This window comes from Undibacterium sp. 14-3-2 (genome assembly GCF_016595265.1).
Lineage (GTDB): Bacteria > Pseudomonadota > Gammaproteobacteria > Burkholderiales > Burkholderiaceae_D > Undibacterium > Undibacterium aquatile.
This window is the reverse complement of the sequence record NZ_JAENGS010000001.1, coordinates 97,357-119,829: the sequence shown is the minus strand read 5'-3', so window position 1 is coordinate 119,829 and position 22,473 is coordinate 97,357. Positions and strand designations below refer to the sequence as shown.

The 22,473-nt window shown below is 50.1% G+C and carries 22 protein-coding genes; 2 read left to right on the top strand and 20 right to left on the bottom strand.

All coding sequences use genetic code 11. From position 1 onward, the window contains the following. Nucleotides 1-9 precede the first annotated feature (9 nt). The 12 genes from atpA to Undi14_RS00495 all read right to left on the bottom strand — a co-directional run bounded on the left by atpA (nt 10) and on the right by Undi14_RS00495 (nt 10,087). Complete coding sequence (atpA, locus tag Undi14_RS00550) at nt 10-1,551, bottom strand: F0F1 ATP synthase subunit alpha (RefSeq protein WP_200177507.1); 1,542 nt, start codon at nt 1,549-1,551, stop codon at nt 10-12. A 25-nt stretch (nt 1,552-1,576) separates the two neighbouring features. Beyond that, the gene (locus Undi14_RS00545; RefSeq protein ID WP_186895980.1) at nt 1,577-2,110 is read right to left on the bottom strand and encodes a F0F1 ATP synthase subunit delta; all 534 of its coding nucleotides are present in this window, start codon (nt 2,108-2,110) and stop codon (nt 1,577-1,579) included. A 2-nt stretch (nt 2,111-2,112) separates the two neighbouring features. Then, the gene (locus Undi14_RS00540; protein ID WP_186884089.1) at nt 2,113-2,583 is read right to left on the bottom strand and encodes a F0F1 ATP synthase subunit B; all 471 of its coding nucleotides are present in this window, start codon (nt 2,581-2,583) and stop codon (nt 2,113-2,115) included. A 67-nt stretch (nt 2,584-2,650) separates the two neighbouring features. Next, nucleotides 2,651-2,890 carry a F0F1 ATP synthase subunit C gene (atpE, locus tag Undi14_RS00535; protein ID WP_162019491.1) on the bottom strand — a complete coding sequence of 80 codons (240 nt, stop codon included), beginning with the start codon at nt 2,888-2,890 and terminating at the stop codon, nt 2,651-2,653. A 78-nt stretch (nt 2,891-2,968) separates the two neighbouring features. Continuing rightward, nucleotides 2,969-3,790, bottom strand: coding sequence for a F0F1 ATP synthase subunit A (gene atpB, locus Undi14_RS00530; RefSeq protein WP_186884090.1), 822 nt, complete (start codon nt 3,788-3,790; stop codon nt 2,969-2,971). Next, the gene (locus tag Undi14_RS00525; protein ID WP_186884091.1) at nt 3,787-4,131 is read right to left on the bottom strand and encodes an ATP synthase subunit I; all 345 of its coding nucleotides are present in this window, start codon (nt 4,129-4,131) and stop codon (nt 3,787-3,789) included. The genes atpB and Undi14_RS00525 overlap by 4 nt, the downstream gene beginning before the upstream one ends. A gap of 159 nt (nt 4,132-4,290) precedes the next feature. Next, entirely contained in the window at nt 4,291-4,851 is a 561-nt protein-coding gene (locus Undi14_RS00520) for an alpha/beta hydrolase (protein WP_200177506.1), read from the bottom strand. A gap of 7 nt (nt 4,852-4,858) precedes the next feature. Next, on the bottom strand, nt 4,859-5,752 hold the full coding sequence (locus tag Undi14_RS00515) for a ParB/RepB/Spo0J family partition protein (RefSeq protein WP_200177505.1): 894 nt from the start codon (nt 5,750-5,752) through the stop codon (nt 4,859-4,861). Between the two features lie 2 nt (nt 5,753-5,754). Beyond that, nucleotides 5,755-6,531 (bottom strand): ParA family protein, encoded by a 777-nt coding sequence (locus Undi14_RS00510; protein ID WP_200177504.1) that lies wholly within the window; start codon nt 6,529-6,531, stop codon nt 5,755-5,757. Nucleotides 6,532-6,549: 18 nt separating this feature from the next. Next, nucleotides 6,550-7,197: a 16S rRNA (guanine(527)-N(7))-methyltransferase RsmG gene (gene rsmG, locus Undi14_RS00505; RefSeq protein ID WP_200177503.1), complete on the bottom strand. Its 648-nt coding sequence runs from the start codon at nt 7,195-7,197 to the stop codon at nt 6,550-6,552. Continuing rightward, entirely contained in the window at nt 7,197-9,149 is a 1,953-nt protein-coding gene (mnmG, locus tag Undi14_RS00500; protein ID WP_200177502.1) for a tRNA uridine-5-carboxymethylaminomethyl(34) synthesis enzyme MnmG, read from the bottom strand. Before mnmG ends, rsmG begins: the two co-directional genes overlap by 1 nt. A 176-nt stretch (nt 9,150-9,325) precedes the next feature. Beyond that, nucleotides 9,326-10,087 carry a TSUP family transporter gene (locus tag Undi14_RS00495; protein ID WP_200177501.1) on the bottom strand — a complete coding sequence of 254 codons (762 nt, stop codon included), beginning with the start codon at nt 10,085-10,087 and terminating at the stop codon, nt 9,326-9,328. 123 nt (nt 10,088-10,210) lie between these two features. On the opposite strand from Undi14_RS00495, the gene Undi14_RS00490 reads away from it, so the two are divergent. Next, nucleotides 10,211-11,368 carry an iron-containing alcohol dehydrogenase gene (locus tag Undi14_RS00490; protein WP_200177500.1) on the top strand — a complete coding sequence of 386 codons (1,158 nt, stop codon included), beginning with the start codon at nt 10,211-10,213 and terminating at the stop codon, nt 11,366-11,368. 287 nt (nt 11,369-11,655) lie between these two features. Here the strand turns inward: Undi14_RS00490 and Undi14_RS00485 are convergent, their stop codons facing one another. The 8 genes from Undi14_RS00485 to Undi14_RS00450 all read right to left on the bottom strand — a co-directional run bounded on the left by Undi14_RS00485 (nt 11,656) and on the right by Undi14_RS00450 (nt 21,179). Then, complete coding sequence (locus tag Undi14_RS00485) at nt 11,656-12,636, bottom strand: branched-chain amino acid ABC transporter permease (protein WP_200177499.1); 981 nt, start codon at nt 12,634-12,636, stop codon at nt 11,656-11,658. A gap of 11 nt (nt 12,637-12,647) precedes the next feature. Further along, on the bottom strand, nt 12,648-13,532 hold the full coding sequence (locus Undi14_RS00480; protein WP_200177498.1) for a branched-chain amino acid ABC transporter permease: 885 nt from the start codon (nt 13,530-13,532) through the stop codon (nt 12,648-12,650). Between the two features lie 183 nt (nt 13,533-13,715). Continuing rightward, nucleotides 13,716-14,927 (bottom strand): ABC transporter substrate-binding protein, encoded by a 1,212-nt coding sequence (locus Undi14_RS00475; RefSeq protein WP_200177497.1) that lies wholly within the window; start codon nt 14,925-14,927, stop codon nt 13,716-13,718. A 69-nt stretch (nt 14,928-14,996) separates the two neighbouring features. Beyond that, complete coding sequence (locus tag Undi14_RS00470; RefSeq protein ID WP_186884102.1) at nt 14,997-15,731, bottom strand: ABC transporter ATP-binding protein; 735 nt, start codon at nt 15,729-15,731, stop codon at nt 14,997-14,999. Further along, a complete protein-coding gene (locus tag Undi14_RS00465) occupies nt 15,728-16,501 on the bottom strand; it encodes an ABC transporter ATP-binding protein (RefSeq protein ID WP_200177496.1) in 774 nt (257 codons plus the stop codon). Before Undi14_RS00465 ends, Undi14_RS00470 begins: the two co-directional genes overlap by 4 nt. Before the next feature lie 294 nt (nt 16,502-16,795). Continuing rightward, complete coding sequence (locus tag Undi14_RS00460; RefSeq protein ID WP_200177495.1) at nt 16,796-18,421, bottom strand: GMC family oxidoreductase; 1,626 nt, start codon at nt 18,419-18,421, stop codon at nt 16,796-16,798. A gap of 11 nt (nt 18,422-18,432) precedes the next feature. Beyond that, nucleotides 18,433-19,494, bottom strand: a complete 1,062-nt coding sequence (locus Undi14_RS00455) for a nitronate monooxygenase family protein (protein WP_200177494.1) — start codon at nt 19,492-19,494, stop codon at nt 18,433-18,435. A gap of 188 nt (nt 19,495-19,682) precedes the next feature. Then, complete coding sequence (locus tag Undi14_RS00450) at nt 19,683-21,179, bottom strand: CoA-acylating methylmalonate-semialdehyde dehydrogenase (RefSeq protein ID WP_200177493.1); 1,497 nt, start codon at nt 21,177-21,179, stop codon at nt 19,683-19,685. Between the two features lie 169 nt (nt 21,180-21,348). Here Undi14_RS00450 and Undi14_RS00445 point away from each other — a divergent pair, with 169 nt between their 5' ends. After that, nucleotides 21,349-22,242: a LysR family transcriptional regulator gene (locus Undi14_RS00445; RefSeq protein ID WP_186884107.1), complete on the top strand. Its 894-nt coding sequence runs from the start codon at nt 21,349-21,351 to the stop codon at nt 22,240-22,242. The last annotated feature ends 231 nt before the right edge of the window (nt 22,243-22,473 follow it).

The following is a 22,473-nucleotide window of genomic DNA, read 5'->3' as shown; positions in this document are numbered from 1 at the left end:
CAGTTAAGATCAGTACGCGCCAGATTTTTTGAAATCAGCAACAGCTGCTGACAAAGTGGCTTCGCCGTCTTTATCGAGTTGCTTGGTTTCTTCAATCTTAGCGAGCAATGCTGCCTGGCTAGTCTTCAGGTAATTATGCAGACCAGCTTCGAAAGACAATACTTTCTTCACTTCGACATCATCCAGAAAGCCTTTGTTCACTGCGAACAGGGAAGCGGCCATCAGAGAAATCGGCAATGGAGCATATTGTGCTTGCTTGAGCAATTCTGTAACACGAGCACCACGATCCAACTGTTTACGTGTGGATTCATCGAGGTCAGATGCGAACTGCGCAAACGCTGCCAACTCACGGTACTGCGCCAAGTCTGTACGAATACCACCGGACAGGTTTTTGATAACCTTAGTCTGAGCAGCGCCACCAACACGAGACACGGAAATACCCGCGTTAATCGCTGGACGAATACCTGAGTTAAACAAAGATGTTTCCAGGAAGATCTGACCGTCAGTAATCGAAATCACGTTGGTAGGAACGAAAGCAGAAACGTCACCAGCCTGAGTTTCAATGATAGGCAATGCTGTCAGAGAACCTGTTTTTCCTTTAACTGCGCCTTCAGTGAATTTTTCAACGTAGTCAGGATTCACGCGGGCTGCACGTTCGAGCAAACGGGAGTGCAGGTAGAACACGTCACCTGGATAAGCTTCACGGCCTGGTGGGCGGCGCAGCAACAGGGAAACCTGACGGTAAGCAACCGCTTGTTTAGACAAGTCATCATAGATGATCAATGCATCTTCACCGCGGTCACGGAAGTATTCGCCCATGGCGCAACCGGAGTAAGCGGAGACGTATTGCATCGCTGCAGATTCAGCCGCAGTCGCCGCAACAACGATGGTGTATTCCATCGCGCCGTGAGCTTCCAGAGCACGCACAACGTTTTTAACGGAAGAAGCTTTTTGACCGATCGCTACATAGATACAGGTAACGTTCTGACCTTTTTGGTTGATCACAGCATCGATCGCAACAGCTGTTTTACCAGTCTGACGATCGCCAATGATCAATTCACGCTGGCCGCGACCAACAGGAACCATCGCATCAATTGACTTGATACCAGTTTGCATTGGCTCAGAAACGGATTGACGCGCGATAACGCCAGGCGCGATTTTTTCGATAGGCGCAGACAATTTCGCATTGATCGGACCTTTGCCATCGATAGGCTGACCCAGCGCATTAACAACACGACCACGCAGTTCAGGACCAATAGGCACTTCCAGAATACGACCAGTACATTTCACTGTGTCGCCTTCGGAGATATGTTCGTAGTCACCAAGAATAACGGCGCCAACGGAATCACGTTCCAGATTCAATGCCAGACCAAATGTGTTGCCTGGAAATTCCAGCATCTCACCTTGCATCGCGTCAGACAGACCGTGAATGCGGCAGATACCGTCGGTAACGGAAATAACCGTACCTTGATTACGAATCTCAGCAGTTTCACCAAGGCCTTGAATCCGGCTCTTGATCAGCTCGCTGATTTCAGATGGGTTGAGTTGCATACTAACTCCTAATATTTATACGTTCTTACGCGGTCAGGGCTGAGTGCATTTTTTGCAGCTTAGCGCGAACCGACGTGTCAAGCACCTGATCACCAACCACGATGCGCACACCACCGATCAAAGCAGAATCTACTTTGACGGTAGGATGCAATTTGCGGCCAAATTTCTTTTCCAATGTAATCGCCAGGTCGCTCAACTGAGCTGCCGACAATTCAAATGCGCTGGTCACTTCAGCATCTGCCGCACCTTCGTGGGCGTTTTTTAATGCATGAAATTGGAAAGCGATTTCGGGCAGCAAAGTCAGGCGATCATAGTCAGCGAGTGTATTGATGAAGTTTTTCGCTTCAGCAGTCACTGGAGATTTGAGCACAGACAGGAAAATCTCAGCTTTTTGCGAAGCCGAGACTTTTGGGTTGTGTGCAAGAGCTTGTACATCGGGATGCGCACCAGCCTGTGCCATTTCGGCAACCAGATCCGACCAGGCGGACAGGTTACCGGATTGGGCAACACGAAACAGCGCTTCTGCGTAAGGACGAGCGATCGTTGCGAGTTCGGCCATGATTACAGCTCGGTTTTCAGTTGATTCAACAGATCTGCGTGAGCGGATGCATTGACTTCACGTTTCAGAATTTGCTCTGCGCCTTTGACTGCCAACGTAGCAACCTGATCACGCAGTTCTTCGCGTGCTTTAGTTACCTGGTTTTCAGCATCAGCTTTTGCAGCAGCAATAATACGGGCAGCTTCAGCAGCGGCAGTATTTTTGGCTTCATCCACGATCAGGGCAGCGCGTTTTTCAGCGTTGATGATCTGTTTCTGGCCTTCTTCACGGGCGCTATTCAATGCAGCTTGCGCTTCTTTTGCGCCATCTTGCAAAGTCTGACGCGCTTTGTCGGCGGCAGCCAGTCCGTCTGCGATTTTCTTCGCACGCTCGTCGAGCGCGTTCATCAGTGGCGGCCACACAAACTTCATTGTGAACATTGCCAAGATGAAGAAAACCCCAAACTGAACGAACAATGTTGCGTTTAAGTTCACGGTAATTCCTTATCTAAATGGATCAAGCCGAAAGCACAGTGCTTCCGGCAGTAGAAGGAAAAACTGATTATTTGAATGGGTTAGCAAATGCGAACAACATTGCGATACCAACACCGATCAGGAACGCAGCATCGATCAGACCAGCCAACAGGAACATCTTAGTTTGCAATGTGTTCATCAATTCTGGTTGACGAGCAGACGCTTCGAGGTACTTACCACCCATGATAGCGATACCGATACAAGCACCGATCGCGCCCAAGCCGATGATCAAACCGCAAGCCAAAGCAACAAAAGATAAATCAGTCATGACATTTCCTTAAAAGTTAAAAATAATAAAAGACTAAAACTAACAAAACCAAATCGAAACAATTACTGCAAAAATCAATTAATGATGTTCATGCGCTTGACCGATGTAGACCAGAGTCAGCATCATGAAGATAAACGCTTGTAAGAACACAATCAGAATATGGAAGATCGCCCAGATAGAACCAGCCACCAGATGACCAAACACACCAAATACTGTTGCCATCGAACCCAACAAAGCGATCAACAAGAACAACAATTCACCAGCAAACATGTTACCGAACAGTCGCATACCCAGAGAAACGGTTTTAGCAGCAAATTCGATCAGTTGCAAAATCAGATTAAATGGTGCCATTTTGATACCAAATGGAGCTGACACCAATTCATGCAGGAAACCACCAAGACCTTTGATCTTGACACTGTAATACAGCATTAAAGCCAACACGCCGAGAGAAATACCCAGGGTGCCGTTTAAGTCAGCGGTTGGAACAACACGGTGATGAGTAAAAATGTGTTCTACGCCCAGCAAGGAAAACAAGCCAGAGAACAAATCGACAGGCAAGAAATCCAGTGAGTTCATCAGAGCAACCCAGACAAACACAGTCAGCGCGAGAGGAGCGATGAAACTGCGGTCACCGTGGACGATGCCTTTCGATTGTTCTTCTACCATCTCGACCAGAATTTCGACGGCAGCCTGAAAACGGCCAGGCACACCGGAAGTCGCCTTACGCGCAGCAAGCCACAAAATCAGACTGCCAACGATACCGGAAAATATGGACCAAAAAATGGTGTCCATATTGAAAATAGAAAAATCAACGATTTTATCTTGGTGATGGGTCGAGAAATGTCCTAAGTGATGGACAATATATTCTGACGCTGTTGGTGCGTGCTCAGTTGCGCTCATGGTCGTTGTCTAAATAGTAAAATAAAATAACTTTTCAGTACTACGATGAAGGCGATCAAAAATGCCGGCCAGTTTACATCGCGGTACCAGTAGACAACCGCCGCCATCAGCGCAATTGTCAGTGCAATCTTGATAAATTCACCGATGAAAAATGTCATCGGGTTCGCACCACCAGGTTTTTTGGTGCCCATGAACAGGCGTAACGCAAAAAACGCATTTGGTAGTGAGCAACACATCCCACCAATAAAGGCAGAAAAAGCCAGGGAAGTGTTACCAAAAATTCCGGCTAACAGAGCCACAACCAACGCTGTTGCCATCTGCAACAGTACGATACGGGCCATGCTTTCCTCACTTATTTACAAATGACTGTTGATATTCAAGCAGTTGCCACAAAATATTATCAGGCAGCGCGAATCCTCGCCAATCAAAACCACGGAATTATACGTGGTAGTGCGTAACATCGTCAAACGTTTGATGCAATGCATCAGAATGAGACATTTTTAATTTTTCCGCCCTGCCCTTATTTCACTCAACAAGCTGGAAAGATAGTCCTGGCCTTGCTTCCAGACCCCCAGCCCTGAGTCGCCATTGATGTGACCGTAAGCACCAATATTGTGAAATGTTGCCCTCCAGAGTCGAGCCCAGTTCTCAGCAACCTCTATTTCACACCAGGGATCATCTTCAGAAGCTACAACTTTGACTGGAAATGGAAAGCTCGTCGTCGGCATCGGCGCGAAACTTGGAGCAGGAAAGTTTTCCCGGTTCACGCCTGGCGGAGCAACCAATAAAGCAGCCTTGACTTTACTTTTGTCCCGAACACCGGGGAAATCCTGCGCAACCCACCATGCAGTCAATGCACAACCGAGGCTATGGGCTACCAGAACAATATCGTCGTCACAGGCATTGATTGCTGCGGATAAAGTCTGCACCCATAAATCACGGTCCGGCTGTTCCCAATTCGTTTGCTGAACACGTTCGACATCCGGCAAAGATGTCTCCCATAAACTTTGCCAATGTCCGGGCCCAGAATTGTACAAGCCCGGCAGGAGAAAAATTTTCATTTTGAATTTATTGACCTCGGATTTTCAAAATAATGCCATCCAGAGAATCCAGATCGGCGAAATCAATCACCATCTGACCACGTCCTTTGCTTCCCATCTTCAAAGTTACCTGTGTCACTAACACATCCGACAACTCTTCCTCCAGGCGCGTGATATCGCGTGATTTTTCGGATTTATCGCGAGGCTTTGCGCCAGTACTCATTTCAAGTGTCGTTTTTGCAACTAATTTTTCTGCTTCCCGCACAGACATACGCTTTGCGACAATCTGATTCGCCAGTTGTATCTGCGTCGCCGCGTCAGTCGCCAGCAGCGAACGTGCGTGACCCATATCGATATCACCAGCCATCAACATGGTTTGTACCGGCTTTGCCAGGTTCAACAAGCGCAATAAGTTCGATACTGCGCTACGTGATCGACCGACTGCGGTTGCCGCCTGTTCATGCGTAAACGAAAAGTCAGTAATCAAACGGTGGATACCTTGCGCCTCCTCGAGAGGATTCAGATCTTCACGTTGTATGTTTTCAATCAATGCCATCGCGGCGGCGGCCTGATCGTCGACGTCTTTGACCAGTACCGGCACTTCGTCCAGCCCGGCCATTTGTGAGGCGCGGAAACGGCGTTCACCGGCAATAATTTCGTAGCGAATCAAACCATTGCTTTGCCCCACCGGACGCACCAGTATCGGTTGCATCAGCCCTTGTGCCTTGATTGAGGCTGCCAGCTCTGTGAGTGCGCCTTCGTCCATGCGTGTGCGCGGCTGATATTTACCCGCTTGCATTTGCGTTACCGGCAAGCTCGTCGGTGCACCGCTGACCGTTGGTACTGCTTCTGCAAAATCCCCTGCACCACCTAATAATGCGTCCAAGCCACGGCCTAAGCCTTTTTGTTTTTTTGTGACCATGCTTATTTGTCCAATTGTTTAATTCTTTCAACCATTTCTGCACCGAACGCGATATACGCCTGCGCGCCTTTCGACGATGGGTCAAATACCACGCCAGGAATGCCATATGAAGGGGCTTCTGCCAGGCGCACGTTACGCGGAATCAGTGTTTTAAAAACCTTGTCGCCAAAATGTTGCTCCAATTGATCTGATACCTGCTGCGACAAGGTCATGCGTGGATCAAACATTACACGCAGTAAACCAACGATTTTCAGATCAGGGTTCAGATTGGCGGAGACCTTCTTAATGGTATTTGCCAGATCGGATAAGCCTTCGAGCGCATAGTATTCGCATTGCATAGGAATGATCACGCCATGTGCGGCACACAAGCCATTCAACGTCAGCATAGACAATGCCGGAGGGCAATCGATCAGTATGAAATCGTACTCATCAGCAACGGCTGAAAGCGCGTCACGCAGACGTTTATCACGGTTGTCGAGCTCGACCATCTCAACTTCGGCACCAGCCAGCTCACGGTTCGCCGGCAGCACGTCAAACTTACCCGATTCAGAACGCTGGCGAGCCGTCACTACATCGGACATGCCAAGTAACACTTCATAAACAGACGCTGTCAGCTTTGCCTTATTGATCCCCGCCCCCATGGTGGCATTGCCTTGCGGATCGAGATCGACCAGCAACACACGCTGCTCAAGCTTTGCCAGACCGGCGGCAAGATTAACGGTGGTCGTCGTTTTGCCGACACCACCTTTTTGATTTGCGACACAAAATATTTTTGCCATAGAGGTTCCGTGTAAATTTCAGACTGTAATTTTCTTGACAAAGACCAGGTGACGCTCTGCCTGCAGACCAGGTACTGACAGAGCTTGTACACCCGTCACAACCCACCCCTCTGGCAAACGCTCAATTTCCTGTGCAGGAGCGATGCCTTTCATCGCAATAAACTGGCCGCCATCGGCCAATAAATGACCAGACCAGTTAATGAAGTTACACAGCTCGGAAAATGCACGTGAAGTAATGACGTCGAACTTTTCCTTCACTTGCAAAGACTCGACCCGTCCTGTGTAGACCGTCACATTACTTAGGCCAAGCTCAGTTTTCGCTTGCGTCAGAAAAGCCGTTTTTTTACTGACGGTATCGATCATGGAAATTCGGGTATCAGGGTATGCAATTGCCAGCATCATTCCTGGTAAGCCTCCGCCAGCGCCGACATCCAAAATGTTTTTTGCGTCTTTAAATGCTGGTGCCGCAGACAGGGAGTCCAACAAATGCTGTTTCACCATTTCTTTAGGATCACGGATGGCGGTCAGATTATAAACAGAATTCCATTTAGACAACAATATTAAATAGGCAATCATTTTGTCGATTTGTGCATCACTCAGGTCGAGACCTAACTCCTGAACACCATTTACAAGCATATTCCGTAATGCTGAAATATCTCCACTCATTATGCATCTTCCCCTGTTGCGATCTCAGCGACAATTTCCGGCGTTGCAGCGAACTCTTTGAAGCCACGCTTTTTTAAGTGGACGAGTAAAAGCGAAATAGCTGCCGGGGTCACACCAGATATACGCCCGCATTGGCCCAAGGTTTCCGGCTGATGCTTATTGAGTTTCTGACGAACCTCGATCGATAAGCCATTCACTTCCATGTAATCAAAACCGACTGGCATTTTCAGGTTTTCGAAATGGGCGTGGCGCTCCACTTCTTTTGCCTGGCGATCAATATAGCCAGCGTACTTAATCTGAATCTCAACCTGCTCGCGGACAGCCTCATCGCCAACACCTGGCCCAGCCAGCGCCTGCCCTTCTACACCTTGCAAACTCATCAGACTTTCATACGTCACTTGTGGGCGACGCAGTAAATCAGCCAATGAATATTCACGCTCCAACGCTTTACCGATCACACGCTCGGCTTCAACATCAGCCAGAATGCGTGGATTCACCCAGGTGGAACGCAGGCGTTCTAATTCACGTGAAACGCTTTCCCGTTTTTGCTCGAACATCTGCCATTGCGCATCACTGACGCAACCAAGCTGACGACCGATTTCCGTCAGTCGCATATCGGCGTTATCTTCACGCAGACTTAGTCTGAATTCCGCGCGACTGGTGAACATCCGGTAAGGTTCCTGTACACCTTTGGTAATCAGGTCGTCAACCAGCACCCCGAGGTAGGCTTCATCACGGCGTGGCACCCACGCATCCTTGCCCTGCGTTTGCAATGCGGCATTCAGGCCCGCCAACATTCCTTGTGCGGCCGCCTCTTCGTATCCTGTTGTGCCATTAATTTGTCCGGCAAAGAACAGTCCCTGAATTTGCCGGGTTTCCAGCGAAGATTTCAATCCACGTGGATCGAAATAATCATATTCAATTGCATACCCTGGACGCAGGATGTAGGCATTTTCCATACCGCGCATTGATCGCACCAGATCAAGCTGCACATCAAACGGCAAACTGGTAGAAATGCCATTTGGATAGAATTCGTTCGTTGTCAAGCCTTCGGGCTCAAGGAAAATCTGATGCGACTCTTTGCTCGCGAAGCGATGAATTTTATCTTCAATCGATGGGCAATAACGTGGACCAACGCCTTCAATAACACCCGTGTACATCGGGCTACGGTCTAAGCCAGCACGGATGATGTCATGCGTTTTTTCATTGGTATGTGTGATCCAGCACGGCATCTGCTTGGGATGCATGCTCGCATTACCCATATACGAAAACACCGGCACCGGATCCAGATCACCCGGTTGCTCCTGCATCACTGAAAAATCGATACTACGACCATCGATGCGCGGTGGCGTTCCTGTTTTCAGGCGACCTTGCGGCAAGGCTAGCTTTTTCAACCTCGCTGACAAAGAAATCGCTGGCGGGTCACCCGCTCTGCCTGCGGAGTAATTATTCAGGCCTACGTGAATTTTGCCGTCTAAGAAAGTACCTGCGGTCAACACCACTGCACGGGCACGAAATTGAATACCCACCTGAGTTACAGCGCCGACAACCCGATTACCTTCCACCAGCAGATCATCTACTGCCTGCTGAAACAGCCAAAGATTAGGCTGATTTTCCAGCCGACTGCGTATTGCTTGCTTGTACAAAATTCTGTCGGCTTGCGCCCTTGTCGCACGTACCGCCGGCCCCTTAGATGAATTCAATATACGAAACTGTATGCCCGCCTCGTCTGTCGCAATCGCCATTGCGCCACCCATTGCATCAACCTCTTTCACCAGATGCCCCTTGCCAATACCACCAATAGATGGATTGCAGGACATCTGACCAAGTGTCTCAATATTGTGGCTTAATAACAGTGTGGACTGACCCATACGAGCCGAGGCAAGCGCGGCTTCGGTACCGGCGTGACCACCACCAACAACAATTACATCGAATTCTTTAGGATAAAACATAGCTAGCTTTTGACAAACAAGGATTGCACGAGGCTCGATTATAGTTTGTTTTACGCCCCACTCACTTTTAACAAAACAAAACAGTCAAAAAATTAGCCCGATTGTTTCACGTGAAACACCGGGCTAAATAATTAAACATCCGTTTTACCTCAAAAATTATGTTTCACGTGAAACAATCATCTCAAAAATCCATCGTAACTTGTTTTGCAAATCAGGCAGATAACAACGAACAAAAACATTTTTCTGACAAACCCAGTACCGTGTTTGATAGCGAGATGGGTTCCAAGCAACGACCCGCCTATACCGCAAACCGCCATTAAACCGCCAAGTATCCAAAGGACATGACCACTGAAGCCAAACCACGACAAGGCGGCGGCATTACATGCAACGTTTAACACTTTCGCGACAGCCGATGCTCTCAAAAAATCGTAGCCAAAAAATCTGACAAACAAAAACATGAAAAAGCTACCCGTTCCCGGGCCAAAGAATCCATCATAAAAACCTATGCCGGCACCCACCAGCATCGCCAGCCAGATTTCTTTATTTCCGGAAAATAGCGGCCTATCTGCCGAACCAAAATCTTTTTTCTTAAACGTATAAATAGCAACTGCAACCAATACAAACGGCAATGCTTTCCGCAAATGGGTAGGCGGAATATGTGTGACCAGATACGCACCACCAAAAGAAAAAAGGAAAGCCATGGCAGCTGCGGGTACCAACATCGCCCATCGCACCTTCACCTGACGTAAATAATTGCGTGCAGCTACTGTCGTTCCCCATACTCCGGCAAACTTGTTCGTTCCCAATAAGGTCGCAGGTGGCGTACCTGGAAAAAAAGAAAACAATGCCGGGACTTGCACTAATCCACCGCCGCCAACAATAGAATCAACAAAACCTGCGAAAAATGCAGCTAGCCCCAACAAAAGCATATCCATCATGAAATTTATTAACCTTAATCAAAATACAGACAACATCTGGCAAGCTAGGGAGAATAACAATTCTTCGCAGTCTTAGGTAACACCGACACAATTATCTTTTGCCCGTCAAGAAAGGCATGTGCCATGAACAATTTCGAATTCCAGACCGTCCCTCACCTCATCAGTGAATCCGGTGCGGCCAGTCGTTGCGGCGACATCATACGTAAATACTATCCAGAAGCCCGTCATGTGTTGATTGTCACCGATGCCGGATTTCTAAACACGGGATTAGTGCAACCGGCTCTCGATAACATAAAAAGCCAGCAAATCCGGGTCAGCGTGTTTTCTGATGTGATTGCCGATCCACCGGAAGCTGTCGTCATCCAAGCGGTTGCAAACGCGCGCGAACTCGGCATCGATCTGGTTGTGGGATTGGGTGGCGGCAGTTCTATGGACGTTGCCAAGCTGATCGCCGTTCTCGCCGGAAGCGAGCAGCCATTATCGACAATGTATGGAATAGGTAATGTAAAAGGTGAACGATTACCCTTAATACAGATTCCGACAACGGCAGGTACGGGTTCAGAAGTAACACCGATCTCTATCGTCACCACCGGCACCACTACCAAAATGGGGGTCGTCGCACCACAGCTATACGCCGACATCGCCATTCTTGATGCAACGTTAACGACAGGATTGCCAGCAAAAGTAACCGCAGCAACCGGAATTGACGCCATGGTGCATGCGATTGAAGCCTATACAACGCGTCATAAAAAAAATCCGATTTCTGACATGCTGGCGCGTCAGGCACTGAAATTATTGTGGAATAACATTGATCAGGCCTGCAGCAATGGCAGTAATTTAGCGGCGCGCCAGGCCATGCTGGTAGGTGCGATGATGGCCGGTCAGTCATTCGCCAATGCGCCGTGTGCAGCTGTTCATGCGCTCGCCTATCCGATAGGCGGCATCTTCCATGTTCCACACGGTTTATCAAACTCCCTAGTTTTACCACACGTCTTGCGTTTCAACGCGCCTGCGGCAGCAGAACTGTATGCGGAACTCGCTGAAATTATCGCGCCCGAGGCCATGGGTAGCGCGGAAGCGCGCACCAATGCCCTTATTACCGCGATGGAAGACCTCGCTGAGCGTACCGGTATCGAAACCCGTCTTACTAAGGTTGGCGTTACTGAGAGCGATCTCGACCGCCTGGCGGCGGACGCAATGCTACAAACACGTTTGCTGGGAAATAACCCCAGAGAAGTCAGCCTCGTCGATGCAAGAGCAATTTATGCTGCAACACTGTGAACTGCAGCTATTTGAAAAACCGGCAAAGACAAGACTGAATAGCTGCGCGGGTTTCACTACATAATCCTGCTGCGGGGATCATGGATATTGGACATCCGTTTTTTTACAAAGAGCTGTGTTTATCCGGCAGTGGATAACATCCGTGTTTCACGTAAAATAAGCAAGAGAAGGCTCGTCTTAAGATGAAACTTAATTGTCATTTTTATATCATATTAAAATTGATGTCATAAATGAAATACCCCGCTTTTGCGGGGTATTTTTTACGGCAGGACAAAATCTGAACTAGCTCAACTCAGTTTCGCTTTACGTACGCGCTGGAGCCGGTCACTCAACTCACCGACAATTCCTTTACGGAACGCCAGTACGCAAACAATAAAAATCAGCCCTGTCACGATCGTGACGGAATCACCAAGATTACGGAACCAGTCAACCGTCGTCCAGTCCGCCAGCAGATTGCCGAAGTCACCAAGTTTATTCTCCAGTGCGATGATAATGATGGCGCCGACAATCGGGCCCACCAAGGTACCTAAACCGCCCACCAGGGTCATTAACACCACGAGGCCAGACATTGTCCAGTGCACATCCGTCAGCGTCTCAAAACCGAGTACCAGCGTTTTAGTCGCGCCAGCTAATCCGGCAAGTGCGGCAGACAAGACGAAGGCCACGAGTTTGTACTTATCCACATCGTAACCAAGCGACACGGCACGCGGTTCGTTTTCTTTCACCGCTTTCAATACATGACCGAAAGGAGAATGAATCGCCCGCACGACCACTGCGAAACCTGCAATCGCAATTGCCAGCACCACGTAATACAAAGTCAGATCCGATGTCAGATCCAGGCTCCCCAGTAATTTCGCGCGTGGAACGCCTTGCAAGCCATCCTCGCCACCGGTGAACTTCGCTTGCAGAAACACGAAGTACAACATTTGCGCCAGCGCCAGTGTGATCATGGTGAAATAAATCCCCTGCCGCCGTATCGCCAGTACGCCCATCACCAGACCAATCAGAGCCGCGGCGAGGACACCAAGCAAGATGCCCAGTTCCATCGGCAAGCCTGCATCACGGATAGCCCAGCCGGCGATGTAACCGGCACCGCCGAAGAAAGCCGCATGACCAAACGACAGCAAGCCGGTGAAACCGATCAGCAAATTAAAAGCGCAGGCAAACAAAGCAAAGCACAACAACTTCATCAGAAACAGGGGATAGACATAAAACGGTGCTGCCAGCAATACGGCAAGTGCAATGCCATAGCCAATTTTCTTATTCATAGAAGCTCCGATTATTTTTCTTTACCGAACAGGCCAGCGGGACGAATCATCAGCACGATCGCCATCACGATGAAGACAACGGTCGCCGATAACTCAGGATAAAACACGCGTGTCAGACCTTCGATAATTCCGAGCGCGAGACCCGTCAGTATGGAACCGAGAATCGAGCCCATGCCACCGATCACCACGACCGCAAAAACGGTAATGATCAGATTCGAACCCATCAGCGGTGACACCTGAATCACCGGTGCTGCCAGCACGCCGGCAAACGCGGCGAGCGCCACGCCGAAACCGTAAGTCAGCGTCACCATTAACGGTACATTCACACCGAAAGCTTCGACCAGTTTCGGATTTTCCGTGCCAGCGCGCAAATAAGCGCCAAGCTTGGTTTTCTCAATCACAAACCAGGTTGCAAAACACACGGTCAGAGAAGCGATCACCACCCATGCGCGATAGTTAGGCAGGATCATGAAGCCAAGATTCGTCGCCCCCATCAATGCATCCGGTACTGAGTAGGGTTGCCCGGAAACGCCATAGACCGAACGGAAGACTCCTTCCAGCATCAGCGTGATACCAAAGGTCAGCAACAAGCCGTACAGATGATCGAGCTTATACAACCAGCGCAGCATCGTCTTTTCTATGATGATGCCAAACAAGCCGACCAACACCGGAGCCAGAATCAGCATCATCCAATAATTGATGCCGAAATAATTCATGCCCATCCAAGCCAGGAATGCGCCCATCATGTACAGCGCACCATGCGCAAAATTAATCACATTCAGCAAGCCAAAAATGACTGCCAGTCCGAGAGACAGCATCGCGTAAAACGAGCCATTGACCAAGCCCAGCAACAGCTGGCTCAGCATCGCCTGAAGCGGAATACCAAATATTTCCATGGCACTCTTTAGAAAATAACCCGCAAAACCAGCGGGCAGATGTCAGGAAAAGGATGTACTTCAACGTCGCTAAATCATTGCCAAGCAGCGCCAACGTACATCCGGCTTACGTATCAATTTATGTGTCAATACAAGCAGAATGAACTTCCCTGCTCCAAGGACAGGAGCAGGGAAATCAGTGCATTATTTCCACAGAGCGCACTTGGATTCGGCTTTCGTCGTGAAGGCCTGTTCACCTGGAATCGTCTGCGCCACTTTGTAGTAATCCCAAGGCTCTTTTGATTCGGCTGGCGACTTCACCTGCATCAGATACATATCGTGAATCATGCTGCCGTCAGCGCGGATGTAGCCATTTTTCGCATAGATATCGTTGATCTTGGCGGCCTTCAGTTTCGCCATCACTTTATCTGTATCATCTGAACCAGCGGCTTTGACTGCATTCAGATATTGCAAGGTCGCGGAATAATCAGCCGCTTGCAAACTCGATGGCATCTTTTTCATTTTTTCAAAATAACGACGTGACCATTTACGTGCTTCATCATTCTGATTCCAGTACCAGCTGTCCGTCAGATACATGCCACTCGTCAGGTTCAGTCCCAGAGAGTGAATATCATTAATAAACATCAGCAGACCAGCGAGCTTCATGGTTTTGGTGACACCAAATTCATTCGCTGCTTTAATCGCATTGATCGTATCGCCACCGGCGTTAGCCAGCCCCAGAATCTGGGCTTTCGATGCCTGTGCCTGCAACAGGAATGAAGAAAAATCAGACGCGGATAATGGATGTTTTACCGATCCGGAAACACTGCCACCAGCGGCTTTCACAACGCTGGACGTATCACCTTCCAGCGATGCACCAAATGCATAATCGGCAGTCAGGAAATACCAGCTTTTGCCGCCTTGTTTAACAACCGCTGAACCCGTTCCCTTGGCCAGCGCGACCGTATCGTAAGCATAGTGAATTGTGTTTGGTGTGCATTCTTCGTTGGTCAGACGTGCAGTACCGGCACCGATAGAGATGAACACTTTTTTCTTTTCTGCAGCCACTTTCGACATCGATAAAGAAGTGCCGGAATTAGTACCGCCGATCAGCATATCCACACCATCACGGTCAAACCATTCACGTGCACGGCTTGCCGCAATATCCGCTTTATTCTGATGATCGGCCGTTACAAGCACGATCTTTTTCCCGAGCACAGTGCCGCCGAAATCAGCGATCGCCATTCTGATCGCTTCTGCACCGCCGTTACCGTCGATATCAGAATACAAGCCGGAAATATCTGTGACGAAGCCAATCTTGACGACGTCGCCAGATACCTGAGCGCTGGCCGTCCCTGCGAAAGCCGCGAGTGCAGTACTGACAGCCAGGCTGGCAATTTTAAATTTTGTATTCATTTGTCTTCTCCTATCGTTTTTATAAACGCCCACGCCATTGCTATGGCTGCAGGAACCACCACCATCAATTTACACGCCCAACAACTCATTCAACACAGGCATTTTTTCCTGCAATTGCGAGGCTGCAAAAGTCTCGACAATCTGTCCATGTTCCATCACATAAAACCGGTCCGCCAATGGGGCTGCGAAACGGAAATTCTGCTCCACCATCACGATGGTGTAACCCTTCGCCTTCAGGGTGGTAATCATGCGTGCCAAAGCCTGCACAATCACCGGTGCCAGACCTTCGGAAATTTCGTCCAGCAATAACAAACGCGCCCCGGTACGCAGAATGCGGGCGACTGCCAGCATCTGTTGTTCACCACCGGACAGACGCGTACCCTGACTGTTTTTACGTTCAGCCAGATTCGGAAACATGTCGTAAATTTCTTCCACCGACATGCCTTGCGCATCACGCGAAACCAGCGGTGGCAACATCAGATTTTCTTCTGTCGATAAGGAAGAAAATATTCCGCGTTCTTCAGGGCAATAGCCAACGCCAAGATGCGCGACTTTATGCGTAGCTAAATGGATGGCTTCGACACCGTTGATTTTGATCGAGCCTTTGCGGGCGCCTGTCAGCCCCATGATCGCGCGCATCGTTGTCGTGCGGCCTGCGCCATTCCGACCAAGCAAAGTCACGACCTCACCCTGATTCACTACCAGGTTCACATCATGCAAAATATGCGACTCACCATACCAGGCTTGCAGATGCGAAATCTCCAGCGCTGGGTTTGTTCCGGCTTGATTCGTTGAAACACTCATGCGTGCGCTCCTTCCAATTCGCCGCTGGTGCTTCCCATGTAGGCTTCCATGACTTTAGGATTTTTCGATACTTCAGCATAAGTGCCCTCGGCCAGCATGGCACCGCGTTGCAACACAGAAATTTTGTCGCAGATACCGGAGACGACGCTCATATTGTGTTCAACCATCAGAATGGTGCGTCCTGCCGATACTTTTTTGATGAGCGCCGTAACACGATGCACGTCTTCATGCCCCATTCCTTGCGTTGGCTCGTCAAGCAACATCATCTCCGGCTCCATCGCCAGCGTCGTGGCAATTTCCAGAGCGCGTTTGCGGCCATATGGCAGATCCACGGTCATGGTATCGGCAAATTCAGTCAGATCGACTTCAGCCAGCAACTGCATCGCACGATCATTCAGGTTACTGAGGCTATTCGCGCTTTTCCAGAAATGAAACGACGTACCCAAACTGCGTTGCAAACCTATGCGTACATTTTCCAACACGGTCATGTGCGGGAAAACAGCAGAAATCTGAAATGAGCGGATGATACCCTGGCGTGAAATCTGTGCCGGTTTCGCAGACGTAATATCACGCCCGTTAAACAGAATTTCACCGGATGTCGGTACCAGGAATTTGGTCAGCAGATTAAAACAGGTGGTTTTACCGGCACCATTCGGCCCGATCAGCGCGTGGATATGCCCACGCTGCACCTGTAAATTTACTTCGCTTACGGCAGTGAAGCCCTTGAACTCTTTGGTCAAGCGCTTAGTCTCGAGGATGACATTGGTCATCGCGTCTCCTTATTGTCTTGCTTCAGGCCCTCTTTGGGGATCCAGTTTTTTTAACATGACAAACTTACTGTTCGTGCAGTAAGTATTTATTATTTTTTATTCAAAAAGCACCTGTCACCATCTCTGATGTTGCCGCAGCTCAACGCATTGAAGCGTTATGCCATGCGACTTCCGACAAATACAGTACTGGCGTTTCTTTGAATTTTTGATAGTACCTATCAAACGGATTTTTCAACAATACGGTATAACTACTGTACGTAGTTTCACGCAAGCTGACATAAAAATAAAGTTCGTTTATCGTTCTCCAGACAAAATAGACCGCGCCGCTTTTTCAGCAATCATGACAGTCGGTGAATTGGTATTACCTGAAGTGATTGTCGGCATCACAGAAGCATCTGCCACCCGCAGCCCGGCGATCCCTATGACGCGTAAATCGCTGTCGACAACTGCACTGGTATCATCACGCCGTCCCATCTTGCAAGTACCGACCGGATGAAAAATTGTCGTACCGATATCACCGGCTGCTCTCGCCAATTCTTCTTCCGTACGGAATTGCGCACCGGGTTTCATTTCCTCCGGCTGATATTTTTTTAACGCAGGTGCCGCAACGATCTTGCGTGTCAGCGTCAGCGAGTCTGCGGCAATCTTACGGTCTTCATTTGTACTCAGATAATTCGGTACGATTTTTGGTGCCGCTAAAGGGTCAGCCCCGGTGATCCGCACATAGCCGCGCGACGTCGGTCGCAGGTTACAGACACTCGCGGTAAACGCCGGAAAATCATGCAAAGGATCACCGAATTTTTCCAGCGATAAAGGTTGCACGTGGTATTGCAGATTCGGTGTTGCCTGCGACGCGTCAGAGCGGGTAAAAGCCCCCAGTTGTGACGGTGCCATCGACATCGGGCCAGTCTGGAATAACGCATATTCGAGACCGATACGCGCCTTGCCCAGCAGACTGTTAGCCATCTTGTTCAGTGTTTTCGCACCCGTAATTTTGAAGGCAGAACGGATCTGCAAATGATCCTGCAAATTACCACCAACTCCTGCCAAATCGTGGACAACAGACACACCGGCTTGCTGTAACTGGCTGCCGTCGCCGATCCCGGAATACTGCAAAATCGCGGGTGATCCTATCGCGCCTGCGGCCAGCACGGTCTCCTGAACGGCATCAGCAAACCACTCGCGGCCACCGCCAATAAATTCGACACCGGTACAACGTTTGCCGTGTTCATCGTCAACAATGCGCAGACGCCGGACCTGGCAGCCAGTCATGATCGTCAGGTTGCCGCGTGTTGCTGCAGGCTTCAGAAAAGCTTTCGACGCATTCCAGCGTATGCCGCGTTTCTGGTTCACATCAAAATAGCCGCAGCCTTCGTTATTGCCGCGATTAAAGTCGTCGGTTTTCGGGATACCGACTTCTGCCGCCGCATCGCGAAATGCATCCAGAATTTCCCACGACAAGCGCTGCTTTTCCACGCGCCATTCACCACCCTGACCATGAAATTCCGCATTGCCGCTGTAATGATCTTCGCTCTTTTTAAACAGTGGCAACACCTGATTCCAGCGCCAGCTATCGTCCCCGGTCAGCGCCGCCCATTCATCGTAATCACGCTGCTGACCGCGCATATAAATCATGCCGTTGATCGATGAACAACCACCCAGCACTTTGCCGCGCGGATAGATCAGGCTGCGTCCATTCAGACCCGGTTCGGCTTCGGTACGCAACATCCAGTCTGTGCGTGGATTATTGATGCAATACAGATAGCCAACCGGAATATGTATCCAGACATAATCGTCTTTACCACCGGCTTCGAGCAACAACACGCGCTTGTCCGGGTTCTTCGACAAACGGTTCGCCAATACACAGCCGGCAGTACCGGCACCGATCACGATGTAATCAAACTGTCCTGCTGATTCCATGGATATTTTCCTTAGCTTTTACGAGTCGCTGTCTGCATTTCCTGCACCAGCGTGGCGACCAGATCTGCGGCATGAACATCACGCGCGCGGGCAACGCCCTGCCCACACCACATTGACATGAATTCCGTCTTGTTTTCTTTCGCCGCTGCCGAGCGTATCACTCCGGTCAGCGCGTTTTGCACAGGGTAAGCTGGCACCTGATCTGCCACGGATTCCATCAGTTGCATGAAACGGTTATCCAGACCACGCGCAAAACGGCCGGAAAACGCGCGGGTCTGACGGGTGGTAGCACTGGTGTCGCTGGTCGCTGCCAGTAAACGCTGCTTGTAAGCGGGATGAATTCCAGACTCTTTCGTGGTAAGGAATGCCGTTCCCATCTGTACCCATTGCGCGCCGGCAGCAAGAGCAGCAGCGATATCTGCGCCATCCATGATGCCGCCCGCAACGATCAGCGGAATCTGTATCTGCGGACGGCAAACCGCCAGCAATTCTGCGGTGCTCAGCGTTGCGTCCTGCTGCGCCCCGATGAAAGTGCCGCGATGTCCGCCAGCCTCCGTGCCCTGCAGGCAAATCGCATCGGCACCGATCGCTTGCCACACGATTGCTTCCGCCAGATTCGTCGCGGTACCGATCACCAGTATTCCGGCCTCATGCAGACGCTGTACCTGGCTGCCATGCAGAACATCGAAAGTAAAACTGGCAACTGCCGGACGTGCGGTGATCAAGGCATCTAATTGTGCTTCAAAATCCTCGCACCAGCGGGTCGGTGTCGGCAAGGTCGTCCAGCCTAATTCGGCGCACACCGGTTGCAGCAATAATTTGGCCGCCTCTATCTGGGCAAAATCGACTTGCGGGCGCGTCTGTACAAACAGATTGATGGCAAAGGGTTTATCCGTCAGGCGGCGGATATGTTCGGCTTGCTCAATAATCGCCAGCGGTGTCAGCAAAGGCGCTGCGAGAGAGCCCAGCGCACCGGCTTCCGATACTGCCGCCACCAGTTCCGGCGTCGTCGCGCCGCCTGCCATCGGCGCCTGGATAATCGGGTACTGGCATAAGGTGTTGATCGTCAACATAATGTGGTTCTTTCACATACTGGGGAGGAGTATGAGTTACGGCACCCGTCATCCCCTTTATTTATAAGGACATCAAATGCAAACTGAAAGATACTCCCCCATCCCGCAGAGGCAATCTGGGTGCGGAGTGTTATTCGGGCGGCTCACGGCAAGTCTTTACAACATCAACGCACCGGGAACAGTGAAAATTACTTCGCTACCGGCATCGTGAATTCAGCACCTTTGCCTATACTGTCTGGCCAGCGCTGCATCACGGATTTGTAGCGGGTATAGAAGCGTATGCCTTCTTCACCATACGCATGCTGATCACCAAATAAAGAACGTTTCCAGCCGCCGAATGAATGCCATGCCATAGGCACAGGAATAGGCACGTTAATGCCGACCATCCCGACCTGAATACGGCGTGAAAATTCGCGCGCCGTATTGCCGTCGGAAGTAAACAAGGACACACCATTGCCGAATTCATGGCGGTTAATCAGCTCAACGGCCGACGCAAAGTCCGGCACGCGGATGATGCACAACACCGGCCCGAAAATTTCTTCGCGATGAATTTTCATGCCTTCTTTAACGTGATCAAACAGTGTGCCACCGAGGAAGAAACCGCCTTCATGACCAGGCACAGAAAAGCCGCGTCCATCAACCAGCAATTGCGCACCTTCAGCCACACCGTCGGCAATATAGCCTTCGATTTTTGCCTTGTGCACCGCTGTTACCACCGGCCCCATTTCGGCGTCGGCTTCTATGCCGTTTTTAATAATCAGCGTTTTTACGCGAGGCACCAGTGCAGCCACCAGTTTATCGGCCACATCACCGACCGCCACCGCCACTGAAATCGCCATGCAACGTTCACCGGCAGAGCCGTATGCCGCGCCCATCAAAGCATCAACGGCCTGATCCAGATTTGCATCCGGCATCACAACCAGATGATTTTTAGCACCGCCGAGCGCCTGTACGCGTTTGCCCAGGCGTGTGCCTTCGCTGTAAATATATTCGGCAATCGGGGTCGAACCAACGAATGAAACAGCGGACACATCCGGATGCTGCAGCAAGCCATCCACCGCGACTTTATCGCCTTGCAAAACACCGAACACGCCGTCCGGCAATCCGGCTTTTTTCAACAGATCCGCAATCAGCAATGCGCAGGAAGGATCGCGCTCAGATGGTTTCAAAATAAACGTATTGCCGGTCGCAATCGCCAACGGCGCCATCCACATCGGCACCATGAAGGGAAAATTAAACGGCGTAATCCCGGCAGTCACACCGAGCGGCTGACGCAGGTTGTAATTGTCGATGCCACCGCCGATGTTGTCAGAAAACTGGGTTTTCAACAGTTGCGGCATACCACAGGCAAATTCAACGATTTCAATACCGCGGGTGACTTCGCCCATCGCGTCCGACAAGACCTTGCCATGTTCACGCGTGATCAGCGCGGCGATTTCTTTATGATGCTGATCCAGCAGTTCTTTGAACTTGAACATAATGCGTGCACGTTTGAGTGGCGCGGTCTCCGCCCACGCTGGTGCTGCCGCTTTCGCCGCCGCCACCACCGCATTCACCTCGTCCAGATTCGCCAACACCACTTGCGCCACAACCGCGCCGGTCGCCGGATTAAACACGTCCTGCTGACGGCCACTGGCCGAGCTTACTACCTGGCCATTCATAAAATGCTGTATCAACGATGTCATAAGAAACCCTTAGTCAGAAATGGAAGTTCGATAGCAGATTAATGGACTACTCATAGCAAATCCAATTAATTATTTTCAATAGCAATATAAGACATGCTTATAATATTCAAAAAATTCTGCGTGCCAGTGTTATCAACACCAGTTTATATCCCACGCTGATGGAGACAACATGGATTTCACTCAATTACGCGCTTTTGTGACCGTCGCCAGAGAAGGTAATCTGACACGCGCCGCCGAGCGTCTGCATGTCACACAACCCGCCGTCAGCCTGCAAATCAAAGCACTGCAGGAAAGTCTGAATTTACAACTGTTCAGCCGCAGTGCCAGCGGCATGACGCTGACAAATGATGGTGCAAAATTGCTTCCGTATGCAGAACGGGTCTTAAGTTGCCTCGTTGAATTTCGTCAGGCATCGAATTCCTTGCACTCCACGCTGAGTGGCGAACTGGCGATAGGAACGATACTCGACCCTGAGTTCACCCGCCTCGGTGCGTTTCTGAAACGGCTGGTAGAAACTTATCCACAGTTATCCACACGACTGCAACAAGGAATGTCCGGCTCGGTATTACAACAAATCCGCGCTGGCAGTCTGGATGTCGGCTTTTATATCGGCGAAGCACCGGACGATGGAAAAACGCCGGTTTACAGTGTGGTACTGACCAATTTTACTTATCGCGTGGTCGCACCCAGCGGCTGGAATAAGCGTGTGCTCGGTCAGAGCTGGCAAAGCCTCGCGCAATTGCCATGGATATGGACACCGCCCGAATCGGCCCACAATCGTCTGTTGACGAAAATCTTTGCCGAACTCAATCTGACGCCGAATAAAGTCGCGCTTGTGGACCAGGAACCGTCGATGCTGGATCTGGTGAAATCGGGTGTTGGCCTGAGTCTGATCCGCGATGCGATTGCGATACGGGAAGCGCACGCACATGGTTTAGTCATCGCCGACGCCGTCAGCGTTGAAACGCAACTTTGTATTATTTGTCAGGAAAAACGGAAAAACGAAGCGATGATCGCCGCCAGTTTTGAATTGATCAAACAATGCTGGCAATTATTAATTTAGCTTTTTCAACAGAACCGACGACAACAGAAAGAGGCAAAAAAAATTTGCTGTCGCCCTCGCTTTTTTCCCAGATCAAATTCACGTTGTATTTGCAGCTTTTATTGTCATTCTCAACATCAATTTTTTGTCGCAGACGTATACAATCCGGACTACCGCAAATAAAAATAAATCTCGATGCCGGTAGTTCCTGTAAGCCGCACTGAAAGTAAATGCTTTGAAAGCCCAGACTCT

What these genes read in the sequence shown, in the direction of transcription:
- Undi14_RS00445 (WP_186884107.1), top strand. Translation starts at nt 21,349, where the DNA reads ATGGATTTCACTCAATTACGCGCTTTTGTGACCGTCGCCAGAGAAGGT.
- Undi14_RS00510 (WP_200177504.1), bottom strand. Translation starts at nt 6,531, where the DNA reads ATGGCAAAAATATTTTGTGTCGCAAATCAAAAAGGTGGTGTCGGCAAA.
- Undi14_RS00465 (WP_200177496.1), bottom strand. Translation starts at nt 16,501, where the DNA reads ATGACCAATGTCATCCTCGAGACTAAGCGCTTGACCAAAGAGTTCAAG.
- Undi14_RS00480 (WP_200177498.1), bottom strand. Translation starts at nt 13,532, where the DNA reads ATGGAAATATTTGGTATTCCGCTTCAGGCGATGCTGAGCCAGCTGTTG.
- Undi14_RS00450 (WP_200177493.1), bottom strand. Translation starts at nt 21,179, where the DNA reads ATGACATCGTTGATACAGCATTTTATGAATGGCCAGGTAGTAAGCTCG.
- mnmG (WP_200177502.1), bottom strand. Translation starts at nt 9,149, where the DNA reads ATGTTTTATCCTAAAGAATTCGATGTAATTGTTGTTGGTGGTGGTCAC.
- Undi14_RS00525 (WP_186884091.1), bottom strand. Translation starts at nt 4,131, where the DNA reads ATGGCCCGTATCGTACTGTTGCAGATGGCAACAGCGTTGGTTGTGGCT.
- Undi14_RS00470 (WP_186884102.1), bottom strand. Translation starts at nt 15,731, where the DNA reads ATGAGTGTTTCAACGAATCAAGCCGGAACAAACCCAGCGCTGGAGATT.
- Undi14_RS00485 (WP_200177499.1), bottom strand. Translation starts at nt 12,636, where the DNA reads ATGAATAAGAAAATTGGCTATGGCATTGCACTTGCCGTATTGCTGGCA.
- Undi14_RS00490 (WP_200177500.1), top strand. Translation starts at nt 10,211, where the DNA reads ATGAACAATTTCGAATTCCAGACCGTCCCTCACCTCATCAGTGAATCC.
- Undi14_RS00515 (WP_200177505.1), bottom strand. Translation starts at nt 5,752, where the DNA reads ATGGTCACAAAAAAACAAAAAGGCTTAGGCCGTGGCTTGGACGCATTA.
- Undi14_RS00460 (WP_200177495.1), bottom strand. Translation starts at nt 18,421, where the DNA reads ATGGAATCAGCAGGACAGTTTGATTACATCGTGATCGGTGCCGGTACT.
- Undi14_RS00475 (WP_200177497.1), bottom strand. Translation starts at nt 14,927, where the DNA reads ATGAATACAAAATTTAAAATTGCCAGCCTGGCTGTCAGTACTGCACTC.
- Undi14_RS00545 (WP_186895980.1), bottom strand. Translation starts at nt 2,110, where the DNA reads ATGGCCGAACTCGCAACGATCGCTCGTCCTTACGCAGAAGCGCTGTTT.
- Undi14_RS00520 (WP_200177506.1), bottom strand. Translation starts at nt 4,851, where the DNA reads ATGAAAATTTTTCTCCTGCCGGGCTTGTACAATTCTGGGCCCGGACAT.
- rsmG (WP_200177503.1), bottom strand. Translation starts at nt 7,197, where the DNA reads ATGAGTGGAGATATTTCAGCATTACGGAATATGCTTGTAAATGGTGTT.
- atpB (WP_186884090.1), bottom strand. Translation starts at nt 3,790, where the DNA reads ATGAGCGCAACTGAGCACGCACCAACAGCGTCAGAATATATTGTCCAT.
- Undi14_RS00455 (WP_200177494.1), bottom strand. Translation starts at nt 19,494, where the DNA reads ATGTTGACGATCAACACCTTATGCCAGTACCCGATTATCCAGGCGCCG.
- atpA (WP_200177507.1), bottom strand. Translation starts at nt 1,551, where the DNA reads ATGCAACTCAACCCATCTGAAATCAGCGAGCTGATCAAGAGCCGGATT.
- Undi14_RS00495 (WP_200177501.1), bottom strand. Translation starts at nt 10,087, where the DNA reads ATGATGGATATGCTTTTGTTGGGGCTAGCTGCATTTTTCGCAGGTTTT.
- atpE (WP_162019491.1), bottom strand. Translation starts at nt 2,890, where the DNA reads ATGACTGATTTATCTTTTGTTGCTTTGGCTTGCGGTTTGATCATCGGC.